Below are 22,468 nucleotides of genomic sequence, written 5' to 3' on the forward strand. Positions count from 1 at the left end.
TTAAAAATTAATTGTTAAGGTGAGAGAATCGCCCATATCGTTGATGTAAAATTCCCACGCGCTCAACATAGACTTGGGTTTCTTTATAGGGAGGAATGCCACCATACCTTCTCACCGCACCTTCTCCTGCATTATAGGCAGCAGAGGCGAGTTGACTGTCACCTTTATATTTTTTCAATAAGCGTGCTAAATGTTTAACGCCGCCATTAATATTCTGCTGTGCAATTAACGAATTTCGCACGCCAAGCTCTTTCGCTGTCGCAGGCATTAGCTGCATCAAGCCTTGCGCTCCTTGCTTAGACACAGCTTGCGGATTAAAATGAGATTCAGCATGAATAACGGCCCGAACAAAGGCAGGATCAATATCATATTTCAGCGCGGCACTGTTTATGTCATGTCTATATGGCTTTAGATACAGTTTTGCTTTGCGCCAATCAATTAAGGAATCTACTTCACATGCATAACAATCAAATCGATAACGACTAAAATCAACATCAAGTGGTTCGATATCAGAAAAAGATGTAACGCCTGAAGAGGATTTATAGGTATATATAGCCGCAGACTTTTTATCATAAGCATTACTAATGCTCATCAACGAGCTTAAAAAAAAGAGTAAGCTAAAACGGTAATATTTATTTTTTTTATTTAAAATCACCCTTATCAGTACCCCCAATCCATTACACTTAACATCAACTAAAATCCTTTCATCATTGTATATTCCATTTTGGAATAAAAAATCGCTATCTATTCCTTTTGATCTGAATGAAATTTGTCTATTCTTCATTCATCAATTGTCATGGGTGAAAATAGTTATGTTGCCAGAGCAGCGCTTATTAAATCAAAATACATCAAATTCAGCAAACAATAGTAGTGCCTTAGATGCAAATCAGTTAGCTTCACTACAACAAACTGTTGCTGGTTATTCATCACTTCAACTTGCTTGGGCAAGTGGTTATTTAGCAGCAAAAAGTGAACAAGGCCATAATGCCCAGATAGCACCTTCTGCACCAACGGTTGCTGCAAAAACTTTAACTATTTTATACGCCTCGCAAACAGGCAACGCTAAAGGTGTAGCGAGCAAACTTGAGCAGAGTGCAAAAACGGCCGGTATTAATGTTGTACTTAAAAACATTGCTGACTATAAAGCTAAAGCCTTAAAAAATGAAAGCCACTTATTAATCGTCGCCAGTACCAATGGTGAAGGCGAAGCTCCAGATGATGCTATTGAGTTTCATGAGTATTTATTAGGTAAAAAAGCACCTAAGTTACCAAACCTTAGCTATAGCGTTTTAGCATTAGGTGATAGTAGCTATGAATTTTTCTGTCAAACAGGTAAAGATTTTGACGAACGTTTAAAAGCCTTAGGCGCTAAACAAGTATCTCCTCGCGTTGATTGTGACGTAGATTATGACAGTGATTGTGAAAGCTGGACAGCAAGCATTGTTGAAAGCCTAAAAGATGAACTTACCCAATCGTCTGCTGGTATTGCACCAGTTATTGATTTACCAACGTCAGGCGCTGAAAGTCAGTATTCAAAACAAAACCCATATGAAGCAGAGTTCTCTTTAAGTCAAAAAATTACTGGTCGAGATTCTGCTAAAGATGTTCGCCATATTGAGATTGATTTAGGTGAATCAGGCTTAACTTATCAAGTAGGTGACGCTCTAGGCGTTTGGTTTGAAAACGACGCTGCTTTAGTTGCTGATTTAATTGCTACGCTAAGTCTTACTGGCGAAGAAAAAGTCAAGTTAAAGGTAAATGGCGCCAATCAGGTATTCACACTAACGGATGCCTTAACTACGCAGTTAGAAATTACACAAACAGCGCCGGCATTTGTTGAATTTTGGGCAAAAATTTCGGGTGATAAAGCACTTACTAAAATTGCTGCTGATAAAAATACCGCGAGAGAATACGCGGGTGAGCATCAAATTATCGATGTAGTAAAGGCGGCAAAAACTGAAATTGACCCGCAATTCTTTGTTGAATCACTTCGAAAAATAACCCCGCGTTTGTATTCAATCGCATCAGCACAAGCTGAAGTTGAAGAAGAAGTTCACTTAACTGTAGGCTTAGTTAGTTTTGATACTAATGGCGAACCACGTACCGGTGGCGCTTCAAGCTTCTTAGCAAATCGCTTAGAAGAAGGCCAAAAAGTACGTGTTTTTGTTGAGCACAATGACAATTTCCGTTTACCTCAATCAGATGATACTCCAGTCATTATGATTGGACCTGGTACTGGGGTAGCGCCATTTAGAGCTTTCATGCAAGAACGTGAAGCGCGCGATGCCAGCGGCGACAACTGGATGTTTTTTGGTGATCAAACTTTCACTCAAGACTTCCTCTATCAAGTTGAATGGCAAAATTATTTAAAATCTGGTTTGTTAACACGTATGGACGTTGCCTTTTCTCGTGACCAAGCTGAAAAAGTATATGTACAAGACCGATTAAAAGAACAAGCAAGTGATGTTTTTGCTTGGTTAGAACGTGGCGCACACTTATATATTTGTGGTGACGCTAACCGTATGGCCAAAGATGTTCATCAAACCTTGGTAGAAATTATCCAAGAGCACGGTAAATTAAGTGCAGAACAAGCAGAAGACTATTTAAAATCACTTAGATCTAATAAGCGTTACCAGAAGGATGTTTACTAATGAGCAACGATTTCACAAAAGTTGAAAACCCTGTACTAATTGTTGAAGGTAAACAGGCCGACAATGAACGCTTAAAAGCTGAAAGCGATTACCTTCGTGGGACGATTAAAGACGATCTGCAAGACAGAATGACAGGTGGCTTTACCAGCGATAACTTCCAGCTAATTCGTACTCACGGTATGTATCAGCAAGATGACCGCGATATTCGTGCTGAACGTCAAAAGCAAAAGCTTGAACCATTGCATAACGTTATGCTTCGAGCGCGCTTACCTGGTGGCATTATCAAGCCAACTCAATGGCTAGCTATTGATAAATTTGCCGATGACTATACCTCATACGGCAGTATTCGCTTAACGACACGTCAAACATTTCAGTTTCATGGTGTATTAAAGCCAAATATTAAATTAATGCACCAAACACTTCACAGTGTTGGTTTAGACTCAATTGCCACAGCTGGTGATGTTAACCGTAATGTACTTTGTACTTCTAATCCGGTTGAATCAGCATTGCATCAAGAAGCTTACGAATGGGCAACCAAAATCAGTGAGCATTTATTACCAAAAACCAGAGCTTATGCCGAAATTTGGTTAGATGAAGAGAGAGTTGAAACGACAGAAGAAGATGTCATTGAGCCTATTTTAGGCAGTAATTATTTACCACGTAAATTTAAAACTACGGTTGTCATTCCGCCTAATAACGACATTGATGTACATGCCAATGATTTAAACTTTGTTGCGATTAGCGAAGGTGGCGAGTTAATTGGTTTTAACGTGCTTGTTGGTGGTGGTTTAGCCATGACTCATGGCGATAAATCAACTTATCCTCGCTGTGCTGATGACTTTGGTTTTATTACAAAAGAGCATGCGTTAGATGTTGCTGCTGCGGTTGTTACGACTCAACGTGATTGGGGTAACCGTGTTAACCGTAAAAATGCAAAAACTAAATACACTATAGATAGAGTTGGTGTTGATACTTTTAAAGCCGAAGTTGAACGCAGAGCAGGTGTTGAGTTTTCTGAGTCTCGCTCATATGAGTTTACTCACCGTGGCGACAGCTTTGGCTGGGTTGAAGGTATTGATGGTAAAAACCACCTCACTTTATTCATTGAAAATGGTCGTATTCTTGATTTCGACGGCAAATCGTTAAAAACCGGTATGCTTGAAATCGCCAAAATACATAAAGGTGATTTCCGTTTAACGGCTAACCAAAATTTAATCGTTGCTGGCGTTTCTGCAGAAGATAAAACGGTTATTGAACAGCTTGCACGTGAGCACGGATTAATTAGCGACGGTGTCTCAAATCAGCGTAAGAGTTCAATGGCTTGTGTGGCATTCCCTACTTGTCCATTAGCCATGGCCGAAGCCGAACGTTACTTACCGGGTTTAGTCGACAATGTTGAAACTATTCTTGAAAAGAATGGCCTAAAAGATGACAGCATTATCCTACGTGTTACTGGCTGTCCGAATGGCTGTGGTCGTGCAATGCTTGCTGAAATCGGTCTAGTTGGTAAAGGTCCAGGTAAATACAATATGTACCTAGGTAGTGACTTAGCCGGTAGTCGAGTACCAAAATTATACAAAGAAAATGTTGATGAGGCGGCTGTATTGAGTGAAATTGATGCGTTAAGTGCCCGTTGGTCAGCAGAGCGTAATGACGGCGAAGCCTTTGGTGATTTCGTTATTCGTGCCGGTATTGTTGAACAGGTTATTGTGAGCTTTAGGGATTTCCACCATGCTTAATTCCGCAATAACTGCTGCAGATAAAGGGCTTAGCAGCCCTTTTGAAGCTGCATTTCCTCATCCTGCTATGGCAGAATGGAATCAATCTTTGGAAAAGCAAACTGCGGTTGCTCGTGCAGAATGGGCCATGGAAAACTTGCCAGGTCAATTTGTTTTATCTTCAAGCTTTGGTATTCAATCGGCAGTAATGTTGCATTTACTTACCCAAGTAGATAGCGATATTCCAGTATTGATCACAGACACAGGTCATTTGTTCCCTGAAACCTATCGTTTTATCGAGCAGCTGACAGACCGTTTAAATTTAAACCTGCAAGTGTATCAAGCAAAAGAAAGTGCTGCATGGCAACAAGCCAAATACGGTGAAGAATGGGCACAAAGTGATGATGCACTTAAAGCTTATAACCGCCGGAACAAAGTCGAACCATTAGAACGTGGTTTATCTGAGTTAAATGCACAGACTTGGTTTTCTGGTGTTCGTCGCCAGCAATCGGCACACCGTGAAAGTTTAGGTGTTGTTAGTACTTTACGTGGCCGTTATAAAGTTCACCCGATCATTGATTGGAGTAATAAAGACGTACATGAGTACTTAACTAAGCACAATTTACCCTACCATCCATTATGGGATGAAGGTTACGTATCAGTTGGTGATGTACACAGCACAAAACCATTAACCCTAGGCATGACTGAAGAAGAGACTCGTTTTGGCGGTGGTAACCGTGAATGTGGACTTCACACAGATGGTGATGGTATATAATTTTTACTCAGATTTAGTAAATAATGAGATCGCCCTACAAAAAGCTAAAAGAGAAAACTCTTTTAGCATTTTTTTGTGCCTGTCATTTGCCATTGTTTCACTGCTATAGCTTGAGTTTGCCTCCCTGCATGGCGTCGCGGTGTCGACCACTTAGCTGAATATTCATCTTTCAATTTCAACTAGCCAAAACCTCGATTCCTGCCGCAAAGTTTGTAATATAAGTATTCCCTGAACTCGGCCTAACAAATGTTTATCTAGCAGCTATTTTTCTTAACATCTGCGTTTAGTTTATTTGCAATAGACCAGTTATTGACGCGAAATTTGCATTGAATTAAGAAAAACTATCAAGCCATAAACTCATCAGAATATTTTGTGGCTATATTTCAATGGATTAAATATCTCTTAAACCGAGTTCAAGTTAATTAGGGATAATAGAGATAGGAATTTCATATTTAAAATGTCCGGTAAACTGGGGAGGTTCAGAGTATTCCAGTTTTTATTATGCAAAGAACCAATAACACACGATTATAGCCGCACAGATTCCGGCAAGATCTGCGAGTAACCCACAAAAGACGGCATGCCGTCCTTGCTTAATACCCACAACGCCGAAATACACAGCAAGCACATAAAACGTTGTTTCGGTACTGCCTTGCATAACGGCAGCTAATCGACCGGCGAAAGAGTCTACGCCATGTGTATTCATGGTTTCTAGCATCATAGCCCGCGCACCAGAGCCGCTAAATGGCTTCATTAGTGCCGTAGGCAATGCATCAACAAATTGCGTATTCAGTCCAGCGAGAGCTAACAAGTAGGCAATAGCGTCAACAAATAAACCCAAGGCCCCGCTAGCTCGTAAAACTCCTATAGCCACTAACATTGCCACTAAATAAGGTATTAATGTAACAGCTGTAGTAAAACCTTCTTTGGCCCCTTCTATAAAGGTCTCGTAAACTTGCACACCTTTACGCCAACCTATAGTAAGAAAGGCAAGAATAACACCAAATAAAATGATGTTAGCAGCCACCGAGCTAACCTTTGTCATTTGCTCTGCTGGCATACTTATTAAGCTTGTAATGAGCAAGGATACCAATAAAACAAATCCCCCCAAATAAGATAACACGACGCGATTCAACAGTGACAGGCGCTGAATCCAAGCGACAACAGACACTCCAACAACTGTTGATGCGCAGGTAGCCAGTAATATAGGGATAAAAACCTCCGTAGGGTTTAGCGCACCTTGCTGAGCACGATACATAAAAATAGTAACGGGCAATAACGTAACGGAAGACGTATTCAAAACTAAGAATAAGATTTGAGCATTAGTCGCAACATCTTTATTGGTATTGTGCTCTTGGAGGTCTTGCATAGCCTTTAGGCCGAGCGGAGTAGCAGCGTTATCTAGCCCCAGCATGTTAGCAGCCATATTCATGGAAATGGAGCCAAAAGCTTTATCGCCACGAGGAACTCCAGGCATCAAATGCCTAAAAAGTGGCTCAACGCCACGAGCAAAAAAGGATATAAGTTGGGATTTCTCAGCGATTTTAAAAATTCCGAGCCACAAACAAAGTGTCCCAATCAATCCAATTGCAATTTCAGCAGAAAGCTTCGCCATAGAAAACAAAGAGGTAATAACTTGATTAAATACTTCAGCGTTATCTAGTAAGAGCCACTGATAACCTGCGGCTATAGCTGCTAGCCAAAAAAAACTTAACCATAATCCATTCAACACAACTATAAACCCCGAATAAGAAAATTAGATACGAACAACTACAAATAGTTAGGATTATAACTTTAAAAGAGTAGAGAAAAATCAACAACCTAGAATTTAGATGCAACGTCAATAAACTAGCGGTTACTTAGGCCTTTGAAATTCTCATCTGACCCCGTTTATTAAGCATCAGCAGTTCAGTCTACTCATGACTAATAGATGGGTGTCGTGTCAAAATAGTGATCTATCCTTAGTTAAATTTAAAGAAAATTAGATAACAATTCAAATGCGACATATTCGTTAAACAGGCTCTGGCTATCAATTGACCTAAAGAACATCCAGTAGCTAACGTCAACAATGCGCACTAAGCTACCTACACAAAACTCTGAAGTAAGTTCAATATGGCTATATCTTGCTTTTATTTACCCTTAAGCTCGTTCTATTGAAAAACTCTGTACTTTACTTATTTCTTGGATATCAAGCGCCAGCATCACTAGGCGGTCAATGCCTAAGGCGACCCCTGAACATTGTGGTAAACCATGATTTAACGCCGCTATGAAGTTTCCATCAATAGGTTTAACAGCTAACCCTTGCTGCTCTCTTTTGGCATTATCTTGCTCAAAACGAGCAACTTGCTCTGAAGCATCGGTTAATTCATTAAAGCCATTTACCAATTCTATACCTTTAAAGTAACATTCAAATCGTTGTGCTACTCGAGGATCGTCGATTGATTTTTTTGCCAGTGATGCTTGAGCTACCGGAAAGTCATAGATAAATTGTGGCTGGTCGATACCAATAGTTGGCTCAATAATTTCAGTAAAAATAAACTGTAGCAGCAAGTCGGCATCATTCATTTCAATGAGCCAATCAGCAGCTTTACCATGCTTAGCTAACACTTCAAAAAGTTCGTCAAAAGTGGCGACTAAAGGGTCAACTGAGACAGTTTTAATGAAGACATCTCGGTAACTGCTAAATAACGACTCATTACAGTCTAAAACAGCGGTTAATAGTTCAGACACCTCAGACATCAAGTCAAACTGATCAAAGCCAATGCGGTACCATTCAAGCATGGTAAATTCAGGGTTGTGGTTACGACCTGACTCTTCATGACGAAAGGCCTTAGCAATGGAGTAAATGCAACCATATCCTGCAGCAAGTAAGCGCTTCATATGAAATTCGGGTGAGGTTTGTAAAAATAATTCGGTAGAGTGACCCGCTGGACTATCCACTAAAAAATCATAGTGACAGGTGATAGCATCCAAATAAACATCAGTGACAGTACCTTGTGACAAGGCAGGTGTTTCTACTTCAACAACATCTCGCTCTGCAAAAAACTGTCTTAATTTTTGCAATATTTGTGCTCTTTTTTGCGCATTTTGCCAAGAAAGTGTTGGTTGCCAAGTCATGTTTATTTCCTCGTTAATAAGCGCGAACAAGTTCCCGCCTACGGTTATCAAGTCGTTGTATAGCAAGATCAAAAAAGGCCGCGTTTGCGACCTTTTTTAATGACAATTAACTTTTTCTTGCATGCTAACCGATGGGTTAACAAAGCGCGGACACGGAACTTGCGTTAGCAAGTGAGTATCCGAAATGCCGTTAACGCAAGGTTAGCGGCATGAAAGTGTTAATTAATCTAAGATAGATGATACAACACCAGCACCAACAGTACGACCACCTTCACGGATTGCGAAGCGTAAACCTTCGTCCATCGCTACTGGGTTAATTAGCTCTACAACAAATTTCAAGTTGTCGCCAGGCATTACCATTTCAACACCTTCAGGTAGCTCTACAGAACCTGTGATGTCAGTTGTACGGAAGTAAAACTGTGGACGGTAACCTTTGAAGAATGGAGTATGACGACCACCTTCATCTTTACTTAGTACGTATACTTCTGATTCGAACTTAGTGTGAGGAGAAATTGAACCTGGAGCACATAGTACTTGACCACGTTCTACATCTTCACGCTTAAGACCACGTAGAAGAACACCACAGTTCTCACCAGCACGACCTTCGTCAAGAAGCTTACGGAACATTTCAACACCTGTACAAGTTGATTTTTGTGTATCACGGATACCAACAACTTCTACTTCTTCACCTACTTTGATGATACCGCGCTCTACACGACCAGTAACAACTGTACCACGACCTGAGATTGAGAATACATCTTCGATAGGCATGATGAATGCACCGTCGATTGCACGCTCTGGCTCTGGAATGTAAGAATCAAGTGCATCAGCTAGTTCAACAACTTTTTCTTCCCATTTAGCTTCGCCTTGAAGTGCGCCTAAAGCTGAACCTTGGATTACTGGTAAGTCATCACCAGGGAAATCATATTCAGAAAGAAGTTCACGAACTTCCATTTCTACTAATTCTAATAACTCTTCATCATCAACAACGTCACATTTGTTCATGAAAACGATGATGAAAGGAACACCAACTTGGCGAGACAATAAGATGTGCTCACGTGTTTGTGGCATAGGACCATCTGTAGCAGCAACTACTAAGATAGCACCATCCATTTGTGCTGCACCAGTGATCATGTTTTTGATGTAATCAGCATGGCCTGGACAATCTACGTGTGCGTAGTGACGAGTTTCTGTATCGTATTCGATGTGAGAAGTATTGATTGTAATACCACGCTCACGCTCTTCAGGAGCATTATCGATTTGTGCGAAATCTTTAACTTCACCACCGTGAACTTTAGTTAATACCGCAGAGATAGCAGCTGTTAAAGTTGTTTTACCGTGATCGACGTGACCGATAGTACCAACGTTAACGTGTGGTTTCGAGCGTTCAAATTTTTCTTTAGCCATTTTTCAATTACCTTTAAGTTTAGTAAACTATATAAATTAAAAGGCGCAGTCAAAATGACCTTGCCAGATGTAAATATTAAATATTCAAGTTAATGGATGCTCTAACGAGTTTCCATAATTTTTTGTGCTACCAATTTCGGCGTTTCATTATACTGCTGAAACTCCATAGAGTAAGATGCACGGCCTTGTGTAGCACTACGCAAGTCGGTAGCATAACCAAACATTTCGGCTAGGGGTACCAATGCATTTACAATTTTTGAACCTGACGGACCTTCATCCATACCGTCAATCATACCTCGACGACGATTTAGGTCTCCTACAACATCACCCATATTGGCTTCTGGTGTAGTGACTTCAACTTTCATCATAGGCTCTAAGATAACAGGATTTGCTTCAAGCGCACCCTTTCTAAAGCCCATAGATGCAGCGACCTTAAATGCTATCTCATTTGAGTCAACATCATGAAAAGATCCATCATATAGAGTGACTTTTATGTCTAATAAAGGATATCCAGCTAAAACACCGCTATCCATTTGCTCTTTACAGCCTTTTTCTACTGCTGGAATAAATTCTTTTGGTACTGCGCCGCCAACGATTTCGTTAACGAACTCAAAACCAGCACCTTCTTCGTTTGGTTCCATTTTCAACCAAACATGACCAAACTGACCTTTACCACCTGATTGACGAACAAACTTGCCTTCAACTTCAACAGAGCTGCGAATCGTTTCTCGGTATGAAACTTGAGGGTTACCTACATTACACTCAACACTAAATTCACGTTTCATACGTTCAACTAGGATATCTAAGTGTAACTCTCCCATACCTGAGATTATCGTCTGTCCCGTTTCATCATCAGTAGCCACTCTAAATGAAGGGTCTTCTGCTGCCAGTTTACCTAAAGCGATTCCCATTTTTTCTTGTGCTGCGAGTGTTCTTGGCTCTACGGCTACAGAAATTACTGGTTCAGGAAACTCCATACGCTCTAGTGTAATGATATGCTTAGCATCACATAAAGTATCACCCGTGGTGACATCTTTCAAACCTATTGCAGCAGCAATATCACCCGCACGAACTTCTTTAATTTCTTGTCTGTCGTTAGCATGCATTTGTACTATGCGACCAAAACGTTCTTTTTTACCTTTTACTGGGTTATGAACACTATCACCTGTTTGCACTACACCTGAATATACACGGAAGAATGTCAGTGTACCAACAAATGGGTCAGTTGCTATTTTAAAGGCAAGTGCTGAAAATGGTGCTGAATCGTCTGCAGGTCGACTGCCTTCAGTTTCATCTTTATCATCATTGATGCCCGTAATAGCAGCAACTTCCGTTGGTGATGGTAAATATTCAATTACGGCATCAAGAACCGCTTGAACACCTTTATTTTTAAAAGCACTACCACAACTACACAAGATAATTTCATTGGCAAGTGTGCGAGCACGCAAGCCGACTTTAATCTCTTCTTCGGTTAAATCACCTTCTTCAAGGTATTTATCCATCAATTCTTCATTCGCTTCAGCAGCTTCTGAAACAAGGTGTTCACGCCACTCTTCAGCAAGTTCTTGCATATCGGCAGGAATATCTTCATAGCTAAAGCTCATGCCTTGGTCACTAGCATTCCAGTTAATGGCCTTCATTTTAACTAGATCAACAATACCTTCAAAATCATCTTCGGCACCAATAGCCAAATGAATAGGTACCGCATTTGCACCTAAACGTGTTTTGAGTTGCTCAACAACAGATAAGAAGTCAGCCCCAGTTCTATCCATTTTGTTAACAAAAACGATACGTGGTACCGCATACTTCTCCATTTGGCGCCAAACTGTTTCAGTTTGTGGTTGAACACCAGAAGAACCACACAGCACGAGAACAGCGCCATCAAGCACACGTAACGAACGCTCAACTTCGATAGTAAAATCAACATGACCAGGAGTATCAATAATATTGATACGATGATCATCAAACTGACCTTCCATTCCCTTCCAGAAACACGTTGTTGCTGCTGAGGTTATAGTTATTCCACGTTCTTGCTCTTGTTCCATCCAATCCATAGTGGCCGCGCCGTCATGCACTTCACCAATCTTATGAGACAGACCTGTATAGAATAATACGCGTTCTGTGGTTGTCGTTTTACCTGCATCTACATGCGCACAAATACCAATATTACGGTAGCGCTCTATAGGGGTGATACGGGCCAAAATGAAATCCTCTTAGCATTACTCGTCAATAGAACCAGTAATTAAAATTTAATGTTATTAAGTAAATACTCGTTAGTGCTCTTAACCGAGGTCAAAGTATTTAATTAATAAAACTATACTATAAAAATTTATCTACAATCTATGAATCAGTACTAAAAGCACTAGTCCGTAAAATGAGTATGGCTAGCAAGAGAAACTCTTGCTAGCCATGTACCTACCCTAAGGTAGGCAATACAATCAGTCAATACTGCTATCTTACCAGCGGTAGTGAGCGAATGCTTTGTTAGCATCAGCCATACGGTGAACGTCTTCACGTTTCTTAACCGCTGAACCTTTGCTGTCAGACGCATCTAACATTTCGTTAGCTAGGCGCTGAGCCATTGATTTTTCACCACGTTTACGAGCTGCTTCAACTAACCAACGCATGGCTAGAGCATTACGACGCACAGGACGTACTTCAACTGGAACTTGATAAGTAGAACCACCAACACGACGAGATTTAACTTCGACAGATGGGCGGATGTTATCTAAAGCAGTTTCGAAAAGCTCTAAGTGAGTTTTCTCGCTGTTTTTTTCAGTTAAAATGTCTAATGCACCGTATACAATTTTTTCTGCAGTAGATTTTTTACCATCAACCATAAGGATGTTGATGAATTTTGCTAAAAGTTCGTTATGGAACTTAGGATCTGGCAATATTTGACGTTGCCCAACGACGCGTCTTCTTGGCATCTTAATTCTCCGTGTTATTCAGGTTTAACCCAAAATACATAAATTTAAAAAATTTTAATTTGGCCTTACTTAACGTTTCTTATCTTTTCCTATTTATCTAGGCAAAAATGGAAAACTTAAGATTTAGGTCGTTTAGCACCGTACTTAGAACGGCCTTGTCTTCTGTCGCTAACACCAGAACAATCTAGTGCGCCACGAACGGTGTGGTAACGTACACCTGGTAAATCTTTAACACGACCACCACGGATTAAAATCACGCTATGCTCTTGTAAGTTGTGACCTTCACCACCAATGTATGAAGTAACTTCGAAGCCGTTAGTTAAACGAACACGAGCAACTTTACGTAATGCTGAGTTAGGTTTTTTTGGTGTAGTAGTATACACACGAGTACATACGCCACGACGTTGTGGACAAGCTTCTAACGCCGGAACGTTACTTTTTGCTACTTGTCTAACACGTGGTTTACGTACTAGTTGGTTAATAGTTGCCATTATAGCTCCTGATTAGTTGTTACCAAGGAAAGTAGCCTTGGTAAATTTGTGCGTAAACCTTCAATCAATGGGAAAGGTCTACGCGCTCGTAATATGTCTTTTACCTTGATAAAAGCGCGACAATCATCACACTTTTTATATTATGCACACTGTGTACAGAATATCAGGTCGCGAAATTCTATAGGTCAATGATTGAGCTGTCAAGTTATTAGTGTTTTCGTGCTCAAAAAACAAAAAACCGTACCTTTTGCAAGGTACGGTTTTATTTCAACGCTTAACTAGACTAAATAGCGGGTTTCCCCTTAAAAAGCGTTACTAATTATTGTCAGAAAGTAAATCTGAATTTAACGCATCAGTTAATGCTTTTTCTGCATCATCTGCTGAAACAGTACTTTCAACAACTGGCTCTAGAGAAGCAGCTTTGCGTCTTGCTCGTTCTTGATGGTACGAATAACCTGTACCAGCCGGGATTAAACGACCAACGATAACATTTTCTTTCAAACCACGTAGACCATCTTTCTTACCTGCAACAGCAGCTTCAGTAAGTACACGTGTTGTTTCTTGGAAAGACGCCGCTGAAATGAATGATTCAGTTGCAAGTGATGCTTTAGTGATACCCATCATCTGCATTTCATATTCAGCTGGTTGCTTGCCGGCCGCTTCAAGTTCACGGTTTTCAATGTTAACGCGTGCTACTTCAACTTGCTCACCTTTAAGGAAGCTAGATTCACCCGCATCAAGAATTTCACATTTACGGATCATCTGACGAACGATAACTTCGATGTGTTTATCGTTAATCTTAACCCCTTGCAAACGGTAAACTTCTTGTACTTCGTTAACAATGTAATTAGCCACTGGAGCAACACCACGTAAACGCAAGATATCATGCGGAGATTCAGGACCATCGGCAATAACTTCACCTTTGATTACTGGCTCACCTTCGTAGATATTAAGTTGACGCGTTTTCGGTATCATTTCTTCGTATACTTCACCGCTAGGTTGAGTAATCAATAAACGTACTTTACCTTTAGTTTCTTTACCAAAAGCAACAACACCCGTTTTCTCTGCAAGGATTGCAGGTAGTTTAGGTTTACGCGCTTCGAATAAATCAGCAACACGAGGAAGACCACCAGTAATATCACGAGTTTTTGAACTTGCTTGTGGTATACGAGCTAGTGCATCACCTACGCCAACATCCGCACCATCTTCAAGGTTTACAATTGCATTACCTGGTAAATAGTAAAGTGCTGGAATTTCAGTTCCTGCAATCATGACTTCTTTACCTTTAGCATCAATAAGTTTCAATGCTGGGCGCATTTCTTTACCCGTTGCAGTACGCTGCGCAGCATCAGTAATTACGATACTTGATAAACCAGTTAACTCATCAGTTTGGCGAACCATAGTTACGCCATCAGCAAGATCAACGAATTGAACCTTACCTGCCACTTCCGTGATGATAGGATGCGTATGTGGGTCCCAGTTAGCGATTGTATCGCCTGAGTTCACTGCTTCACCATCATTTTTAGAAAGTACAGAACCGTAAGGTACTTTATAACGTTCTTTTTCACGACCCATTTCATCAATAATAGTTAACTCTGATGAACGTGACGTAATAACAAGATGCTTCTCTGAATTAGTTACAAACTTCGCGTTTTGTAATTTCAAAGTACCAGTATTTTTAACTTGTACGCTGTTTTCAGCTGTAGCACGAGATGCAGCACCACCGATATGGAACGTACGCATAGTTAACTGTGTACCTGGTTCACCAATTGATTGTGCAGCAACTACACCAATCGCTTCACCTTGGTTGATCATATGACCACGGGCCAAATCACGACCATAACAGTTAGCACAAATACCGAAGTCAGTTTTACAGGTAATGATTGAACGTACTTTGATTTGGTCTACTGAATTTTCTTCAATAACATCACAAAGCGCTTCATCAATTAAAGTGTTACGTGGAAGTAATACTTCTTCAGTACCTGGAATCAATACATCGTCACACACTACACGACCTAAAACACGTTCGCGTAATGGTTCTACAACATCACCACCTTCAATTAATGGCGTCATTAATAAACCATCTGTAGTGCCACAGTCATGATTTGTAACCACTAAATCTTGTGCAACATCAACTAAACGTCGAGTTAAGTAACCCGAGTTAGCTGTTTTAAGTGCTGTATCGGCAAGACCTTTACGCGCACCATGCGTTGAGATGAAGTATTGTAATACGTTTAGACCTTCACGGAAGTTTGCCGTGATCGGTGTTTCGATGATTGAACCATCTGGTTTAGCCATCAAACCACGCATACCAGCTAACTGACGAATCTGAGCGGCACTACCACGAGCACCCGAGTCAGCCATCATGAAGATAGAGTTGAAAGAATCTTGCTCTTCCATTTCACCGTCACGGTTTTCAACCATTTCTCTCGATAAGTTGTCCATCATTGCTTTCGAAACTTTTTCGTTCGCAGAAGACCAAATATCGATTACTTTGTTGTATTTCTCACCAGCAGTTACAAGACCTTGGTCAAACTGTGCTTGAATCTCAGCAACTTCAGCTTCTGAATCATCAATGATGGTGTACTTAGCTTCTGGAATAACCATATCATCGATACCAACAGAACAACCTGCGATCATCGCGTAATGGAAGCCTGTGTACATGATTTGGTCAGCAAACATTACCGTTTCTTTTAAGCCTAAGTTACGGTAAGCATGGTTAATCAATTTTGAAATTGGTTTTTTACCAAGTGGTTGGTCAATTAGGTCATAAGGTAAGCCCTTAGGACATACTTGCCACATAATTGCGCGACCAACTGTTGTGTCACGTAATTTAGTCACGGCTTCCCATTCACCGTCAGCATTTTTAACATGCTCGGTAATGCGAACTTTAATGCGAGCATGAAGTTCAGCAATACCGGTACGGTAAGCCTTTTCTACTTCTTTCTCATCAGTAAAGTACATGCCTTCACCTAGACCATTAATGCGGAATCTTGTTAGGTAATATAGACCTAATACAACATCCTGTGATGGTACTATGATTGGCTCACCGTTAGCTGGTGCTAACACGTTGTTCGTTGACATCATCAACGTACGTGCTTCCATTTGTGCTTCGATTGTCAACGGTACATGTACCGCCATTTGGTCACCATCGAAATCGGCATTGTATGCCGCACAAACTAGTGGATGAAGATGAATCGCTTTACCTTCAATTAACACTGGTTCAAAAGCTTGGATACCTAATCTATGTAGAGTAGGTGCACGGTTAAGCATTACTGGATGTTCGCGGATTACTTCATCAAGTACATCCCAAACTTCAGCGCCTTCACGTTCAACTAATTTCTTAGCGGCTTTAATCGTAGTCGCTAAACCACGTGCTTCTAATTTACCGTAGATAAATGGCTTGAATAATTCAAGTGCCATTTTCTTAGGAAGACCACATTGATGTAATTTCAATGTTGGACCAACCGTGATTACAGAACGACCAGAGTAATCTACACGCTTACCAAGTAAGTTCTGACGGAAACGACCTTGCTTACCCTTGATCATATCAGCAAGAGATTTAAGAGGACGTTTGTTAGAACCGGTAATAGCGCGACCACGGCGACCGTTATCTAGAAGTGCATCAACAGACTCTTGTAACATACGTTTTTCGTTACGTACGATAATGTCTGGTGCAACTAGATCTAAAAGACGTTTAAGACGGTTGTTACGGTTAATAACACGACGGTAAAGATCGTTAAGATCTGAAGTCGCAAAACGACCGCCATCTAGTGGTACTAATGGACGTAAATCTGGCGGTAAAATTGGTAAAACATTCATAATCATCCACTCAGGTTTATTACCTGAGGCTGCGAATGCTTCCATTAATTTTAAACGCTTAGTGATTTTTTTACGTTTAGTTTCACTACCAATTTCAGGTAATTCTTCACGCATTTGCGCTACTTCACCGTCTAAATCGATTTGTTGTAATAAAGCTAATACCGCTTCAGCACCCATTAAGGCGTCAAATTCATCACCGTGCTCTTCTAACGCATCAAGATATTCTTCTTCTGTTAGAATTTGGCTTTTTTCTAATGTTGTTAAACCAGGTTCAGTTACAACATAAGATTCAAAATAAAGCACACGCTCAATATCACGCAACGTCATATCAAGTAGTAAACCAATACGTGATGGTAATGATTTTAAGAACCAGATGTGAGCTACTGGACTTGCTAATTCGATATGACCCATACGGTCACGACGAACTTTAGTCAATGTAACTTCTACGCCACATTTTTCACAGATAACACCACGATGCTTCAAACGTTTGTATTTGCCACAAAGACATTCATAGTCTTTTACTGGGCCAAAAATACGCGCACAGAATAAGCCGTCACGTTCTGGCTTAAAAGTACGATAGTTAATGGTTTCTGGCTTTTTAACTTCACCAAATGACCAAGAACGTACCAAATCTGGCGACGCTAAGCCGATGCGAATACCATCGAAGTCTTCGGTTTGATTTTGTTGCTTAAGAAACTTAAGTAAATCTTTCACACACTTCTCCTGTCGGAGTTAAACTTTGAGAAGAAGGCAGGTTTATTTGCCTTCTTCGCTTATTGGCTTATCCATCAGGATAAGCCAATTGACTTATGGTTTGAAACCTAGTCTTTGTCCAACTCGATGTTAATACCTAACGAGCGGATTTCTTTCAACAATACGTTGAACGACTCAGGAATACCTGGTTCCATACGATGATCACCATCAACTAAGTTTTTATACATCTTAGTACGACCGTTAACATCATCAGACTTAACCGTAAGCATTTCTTGCAAGGTATAAGCAGCACCATATGCTTCAAGTGCCCATACTTCCATCTCACCGAAACGCTGACCACCGAACTGAGCTTTACCACCAAGTGGTTGCTGAGTTACTAATGAGTAAGAACCAGTTGAACGAGCATGCATTTTGTCATCAACTAAATGGTTTAGTTTTAACATGTACATATAACCAACAGTAACCGGACGTTCAAATGTACGACCTGTACGGCCATCAGTTAAAACGAACTGACCACTTTCTGGCATATCAGCAAGCTTGAATAACTCTTTAATTTCTTTTTCAGCTGCACCGTCAAATGCTGGCGTAGCAACAGGTAAACCCGCACGTAAATTAGCGGCTAAACGCATTACTTCATCATCAGAGAAACTCGCAATATCAACTTCTTGTCGCGACTCACCAACATTGTAAACATCTTGTAAGAAGTTACGCATTTTGTGAATTTCTTGTTGTGCTTCTAGCATGCGGTTGATTTTTTCACCGATACCACGTGCAGCCATACCTAAATGAGTTTCTAAGATCTGACCGATGTTCATACGTGATGGAACACCTAGTGGGTTCAATACGATATCAACTGGCACACCGTGTTCATCATATGGCATATCTTCAACAGGCACTACGTTAGAAATAACACCCTTGTTACCATGACGACCAGCCATTTTATCACCAGGCTGGATATGACGTTTAACAGCTAAGTAAACCTTAACAATTTTTAATACGCCAGGTTGTAAGTCATCACCTTGAGTAATCTTACGACGCTTAACTTCAAACTTCTTATCAAAGTCTTCTTTGATATTATCAAATTGTTCAGCAATTTGCTCAAGTTCAGCTTGTTGCACTTCATCTGATAAGTTTTGTGTTAACCACTTGTCACGAGACATTGACGTTAAGTCTGACTCGTTAAGGCCTGCAGATAACAATAGTTTCTTAGTACGTGCGTAAATACCATCTTCTAAAATGCTTAATTCATCGCCAAGATCTTTCTTAACTTCTTTAAGTTGCATTTGTTCAATTTCAACTGCACGAGCATCTTTTTCAACGCCGTCGCGAGTAAATATTTGAACATCAATGATAGTACCTTTAACAGAGTTAGGTACACGTAATGAACTATCTTTAACGTCAGCAGCTTTCTCACCGAAAATTGCACGTAATAGTTTTTCTTCTGGTGTAAGCTGAGTTTCACCTTTTGGTGTTACTTTACCTACTAAGATATCACCACCATTTACTTCAGCACCAATATAAACAACACCAGCTTCATCTAATTTAGATAATGCTGACTCGCCTACATTTGGAATATCTGCAGTAATTTCTTCACTACCCAATTTAGTATCACGTGCAATACACGTTAACTCTTGAATGTGAATAGTAGTAAATCTATCTTCCATAGCTACGCGCTCAGATAACAACATTGAATCCTCAAAGTTGTAACCATTCCACGGCATGAAAGCGATACGCATGTTTTGGCCAAGAGCCAATTCACCCATATCAGTTGAAGGACCATCAGCTAATACATCACCACGTACAACAGGTTCACCCATACGACACACTGGACGCTGGTTGATACAAGTATTTTGGTTTGAACGCGTGTATTTAGTTAAGTTATAAATATCAATACCTGCTTCACCAGCATGCATTTCATTTTCATTAACTTTTACAACAATGCGCGATGCATCAACATAGCTCACTACACCGCCACGTTTGGCAACTGCAGTTACACCTGAATCAACAGCTACTACTTTTTCCATACCAGTACCAACAAGAGGCTTATCAACTCTTAAAGTAGGTACGGCTTGACGTTGCATGTTCGAGCCCATCAAGGCACGGTTAGCATCATCGTGTTCAAGGAATGGAATCAGTGATGCCGCAACAGAAATAATTTGTTGTGGTGACACATCCATATATTGAACTTCAGCAGAAGCTTTTAATGTAAATTCGTTTTTATGACGACAGTTAACTAAGTCTTGAAGTAACTTATTGCTGCTATCACGTTCAGCATTTGCCTGAGCGATAACAAAGTTACCCTCTTCAATTGCTGATAAATAATCAATTTCATCAGTGACTATACCGTCAATTACTTTGCGGTATGGCGTCTCTAAGAAACCGTAATCATTGGTACGTGCGTAACAAGAAAGCGAGTTGATCAAACCAATGTTTGGACCCTCTGGCGTTTCGATTGGACAAACACGACCGTAATGCGTTGGATGTACATCCCGTACTTCAAAACCAGCACGTTCACGCGTTAAACCACCCGGCCCTAAGGCAGAAATACGACGCTTATGCGTTACTTCTGATAACGGGTTGTTTTGATCCATAAACTGTGACAATTGTGATGAGCCAAAGAACTCTTTCACAGCCGCAGAAATTGGCTTAGCATTGATTAAATCTTGTGGCATGATTGCATCTAAGTCACCAAGACTTAAACGTTCACGTACCGCACGTTCAACACGAACAAGGCCAACACGGAATTGGTTTTCTGCCATTTCACCAACAGAACGAATACGACGGTTACCTAAGTGATCGATATCATCAACTTCACCTTTACCGTCACGAATACCGATTAAGGTCTTCATTACCGAAATAATGTCATCTTGTGACAAAATACCAGTACCAATATCGTCTGCATTGCCAACACGACGGTTGAACTTCATACGACCTACCGTTGATAAGTCATAACGTTCTGATGCGAAGAATAAGTTTGCAAATAACCCTTCAGCAGCGTCTTTCGTCGGTGGCTCGCCTGGACGCATCATGCGGTAGATTTCAACTAAAGCTTCTAACTTGTTAGTTGAACTATCAACACGAAGTGTATCTGACATGTATGAACCAACATCAAATTCGTTCATGTATAAAGTAGATAGTACTTTATGGCCCGCTTGGCTAAGCTCGGCTAATAATTCTAAAGTAATAATTGCGTTTGCTTCAGCAATTACTTCACCTGTTGATTCGTCAATGTATGCTTTTGATAAAACACGACCAACGATGTAATCTGCTGGTACTTCTAGTTTATCTAATTTAGCTTTTGATAAAGCGCGAATATGGCGTGCTGTAATACGACGACCAGACTCAACTAATACTTCACCTTTTTTGATCGAAATATCAAAAATAGCTGTTTCACCACGAAGACGCTCAGGGATAAGATCCATGATCAACTTATCACCTTTGATGGTGTAGTTAGTTGTGTCATAGAACATCGCTAAAATATCTTCGGTAGAATATTCTAATGCACGTAAGATAATTGACGCTGGTAATTTACGACGTCTATCGATACGAACAAATAAGTTATCTTTTGGATCGAATTCAAAGTCTAACCATGAACCGCGGTAAGGAATAACGCGTGCGTTATATAATACTTTACCCGATGAGTGAGTTTTACCTTTATCGTGATCAAAGAAAACACCAGGAGAGCGGTGTAATTGTGAAACGATAACACGTTCAGTACCATTGATTACGAAAGTACCGTTATCTGTCATCAACGGGATTTCGCCCATGTACACTTCTTGCTCTTTGATATCTTTAACAGTACCTGCTGCGGCTTCTTTATCGTATACCACTAAACGTAATTTTACGCGTAATGGTGCAGAATAAGTCACACCACGAATTTGACATTCTTTAACGTCAAATAATGGTTCACCTAAACGATAGCTTACATATTGTAATTCTGAGCTACCTGAATAAGCTTTAATTGGGAAAATAGAACGAAAAGCAGCCTCTAGACCGGTTTCACCTGTTGCATCAATATCAATAAACTTGCGGAAAGAATCGAGTTGAATGGACAACAAGAATGGATATTCCATTACTTGTGCACTTTTACCAAAGTCCTTTCTAATTCGCTTTTTCTCAAAGTATGAGTAAGCCATGGGGTTCCTCAGCTTGCTGGTTATGGCCAAATCTGCCCACTGAGCGAAGCTCAGTAAGACAGGTTATGCTGTAATATTTACGTCTAAATACTACTAGATGATTTATAGAAATCACCTAAACGCTAATAATACGTCATCAAGGAATTAAATGTTATTTATTCTCTGACAACAAAAGCGCAAAAAGGCCGGTGACGTTTAAATCACCAGCCATGCCTTTTCAGGCAAATAATCTGTTTAAAAACAGATTATTTGATCTCAACAGAAGCACCAGCTTCTTCAAGAACTTTCTTAAGTTCTTCAGCTTCAGCTTTTTCTACGCCTTCTTTGATCGCTTTAGGAGCAGATTCAACTAAGTCTTTAGCTTCTTTAAGGCCTAAACCTGTAGCGCCACGAACTGCTTTGATTACTGCAACTTTCTTCTCACCGAAGCTAGTCATAACAACATCAAATTCAGTTTGTTCTTCAGCAGCAGCACCGGCATCGCCAGCAACAGCAACAGCTGCAGCAGCAGAAACGCCGAATTTTTCTTCCATTGCTTCAATTAATTCAACAACGTCCATTACTGACATTTCAGCAACTGCGTTTAAGATATCGTCTTTAGAAATAGACATACTATAATTTCCTAATTTTTAATAAACAGGCTATTGTTACTTTTCTTATTAAGTAATAAAGCTCTGTTTGAAATAACTATAAATACAAAAAGCTTGGTT

The 22,468-nt window shown here is 40.3% G+C and carries 13 protein-coding genes; 3 read left to right on the forward strand and 10 right to left on the reverse strand.

Features of this window, described 5'->3' with window-relative positions:
• Window positions 1-7: 7 nt before the first annotated feature.
• Window positions 8-592 carry a lytic transglycosylase domain-containing protein gene (locus ND2E_RS17835; RefSeq protein WP_150113701.1) on the reverse strand — a complete coding sequence of 195 codons (585 nt, stop codon included), beginning with the start codon at window positions 590-592 and terminating at the stop codon, window positions 8-10.
• A 220-nt stretch (window positions 593-812) separates the two neighbouring features.
• Between ND2E_RS17835 and ND2E_RS17830 the strand changes: the two genes are divergently transcribed.
• The 3 genes from ND2E_RS17830 (at window position 813) to ND2E_RS17820 (ending at window position 5,144) form a co-directional block, all read left to right on the forward strand.
• Complete coding sequence (locus ND2E_RS17830; protein ID WP_033092447.1) at window positions 813-2,651, forward strand: assimilatory sulfite reductase (NADPH) flavoprotein subunit; 1,839 nt, start codon at window positions 813-815, stop codon at window positions 2,649-2,651.
• Window positions 2,651-4,390: an assimilatory sulfite reductase (NADPH) hemoprotein subunit gene (cysI, locus tag ND2E_RS17825; protein WP_033092448.1), complete on the forward strand. Its 1,740-nt coding sequence runs from the start codon at window positions 2,651-2,653 to the stop codon at window positions 4,388-4,390. The genes ND2E_RS17830 and cysI overlap by 1 nt, the downstream gene beginning before the upstream one ends.
• A 67-nt stretch (window positions 4,391-4,457) precedes the next feature.
• Window positions 4,458-5,144, forward strand: coding sequence for a phosphoadenylyl-sulfate reductase (locus ND2E_RS17820; RefSeq protein ID WP_223303542.1), 687 nt, complete (start codon window positions 4,458-4,460; stop codon window positions 5,142-5,144).
• Between the two features lie 499 nt (window positions 5,145-5,643).
• Here the strand turns inward: ND2E_RS17820 and ND2E_RS17815 are convergent, their stop codons facing one another.
• The 9 genes from ND2E_RS17815 to rplL all read right to left on the reverse strand — a co-directional run bounded on the left by ND2E_RS17815 (window position 5,644) and on the right by rplL (window position 22,369).
• Window positions 5,644-6,873: a nucleoside recognition domain-containing protein gene (locus ND2E_RS17815; RefSeq protein WP_033092450.1), complete on the reverse strand. Its 1,230-nt coding sequence runs from the start codon at window positions 6,871-6,873 to the stop codon at window positions 5,644-5,646.
• Window positions 6,874-7,280: 407 nt separating this feature from the next.
• Window positions 7,281-8,258 carry an elongation factor P--(R)-beta-lysine ligase gene (gene epmA, locus ND2E_RS17810; protein WP_033092451.1) on the reverse strand — a complete coding sequence of 326 codons (978 nt, stop codon included), beginning with the start codon at window positions 8,256-8,258 and terminating at the stop codon, window positions 7,281-7,283.
• A 222-nt stretch (window positions 8,259-8,480) separates the two neighbouring features.
• Window positions 8,481-9,665 carry an elongation factor Tu gene (gene tuf / locus ND2E_RS17805; RefSeq protein WP_033092452.1) on the reverse strand — a complete coding sequence of 395 codons (1,185 nt, stop codon included), beginning with the start codon at window positions 9,663-9,665 and terminating at the stop codon, window positions 8,481-8,483.
• 101 nt (window positions 9,666-9,766) lie between these two features.
• The gene (fusA, locus tag ND2E_RS17800) at window positions 9,767-11,866 is read right to left on the reverse strand and encodes an elongation factor G (protein WP_033092453.1); all 2,100 of its coding nucleotides are present in this window, start codon (window positions 11,864-11,866) and stop codon (window positions 9,767-9,769) included.
• 255 nt (window positions 11,867-12,121) lie between these two features.
• A complete protein-coding gene (gene rpsG / locus ND2E_RS17795; RefSeq protein WP_033092454.1) occupies window positions 12,122-12,595 on the reverse strand; it encodes a 30S ribosomal protein S7 in 474 nt (157 codons plus the stop codon).
• Window positions 12,596-12,711: 116 nt separating this feature from the next.
• A complete protein-coding gene (gene rpsL / locus ND2E_RS17790) occupies window positions 12,712-13,086 on the reverse strand; it encodes a 30S ribosomal protein S12 (protein ID WP_033092455.1) in 375 nt (124 codons plus the stop codon).
• Between the two features lie 315 nt (window positions 13,087-13,401).
• Window positions 13,402-17,622, reverse strand: coding sequence for a DNA-directed RNA polymerase subunit beta' (rpoC, locus tag ND2E_RS17785; RefSeq protein WP_033092456.1), 4,221 nt, complete (start codon window positions 17,620-17,622; stop codon window positions 13,402-13,404).
• Between the two features lie 107 nt (window positions 17,623-17,729).
• Window positions 17,730-21,758 (reverse strand): DNA-directed RNA polymerase subunit beta, encoded by a 4,029-nt coding sequence (rpoB, locus tag ND2E_RS17780; protein ID WP_033092457.1) that lies wholly within the window; start codon window positions 21,756-21,758, stop codon window positions 17,730-17,732.
• Window positions 21,759-22,003: 245 nt separating this feature from the next.
• Window positions 22,004-22,369: a 50S ribosomal protein L7/L12 gene (gene rplL, locus ND2E_RS17775; RefSeq protein WP_033092458.1), complete on the reverse strand. Its 366-nt coding sequence runs from the start codon at window positions 22,367-22,369 to the stop codon at window positions 22,004-22,006.
• Window positions 22,370-22,468: the final 99 nt, after the last annotated feature.

The organism is Colwellia psychrerythraea, from assembly GCF_000764225.1.
Classification (GTDB): domain Bacteria; phylum Pseudomonadota; class Gammaproteobacteria; order Enterobacterales; family Alteromonadaceae; genus Colwellia; species Colwellia psychrerythraea_D.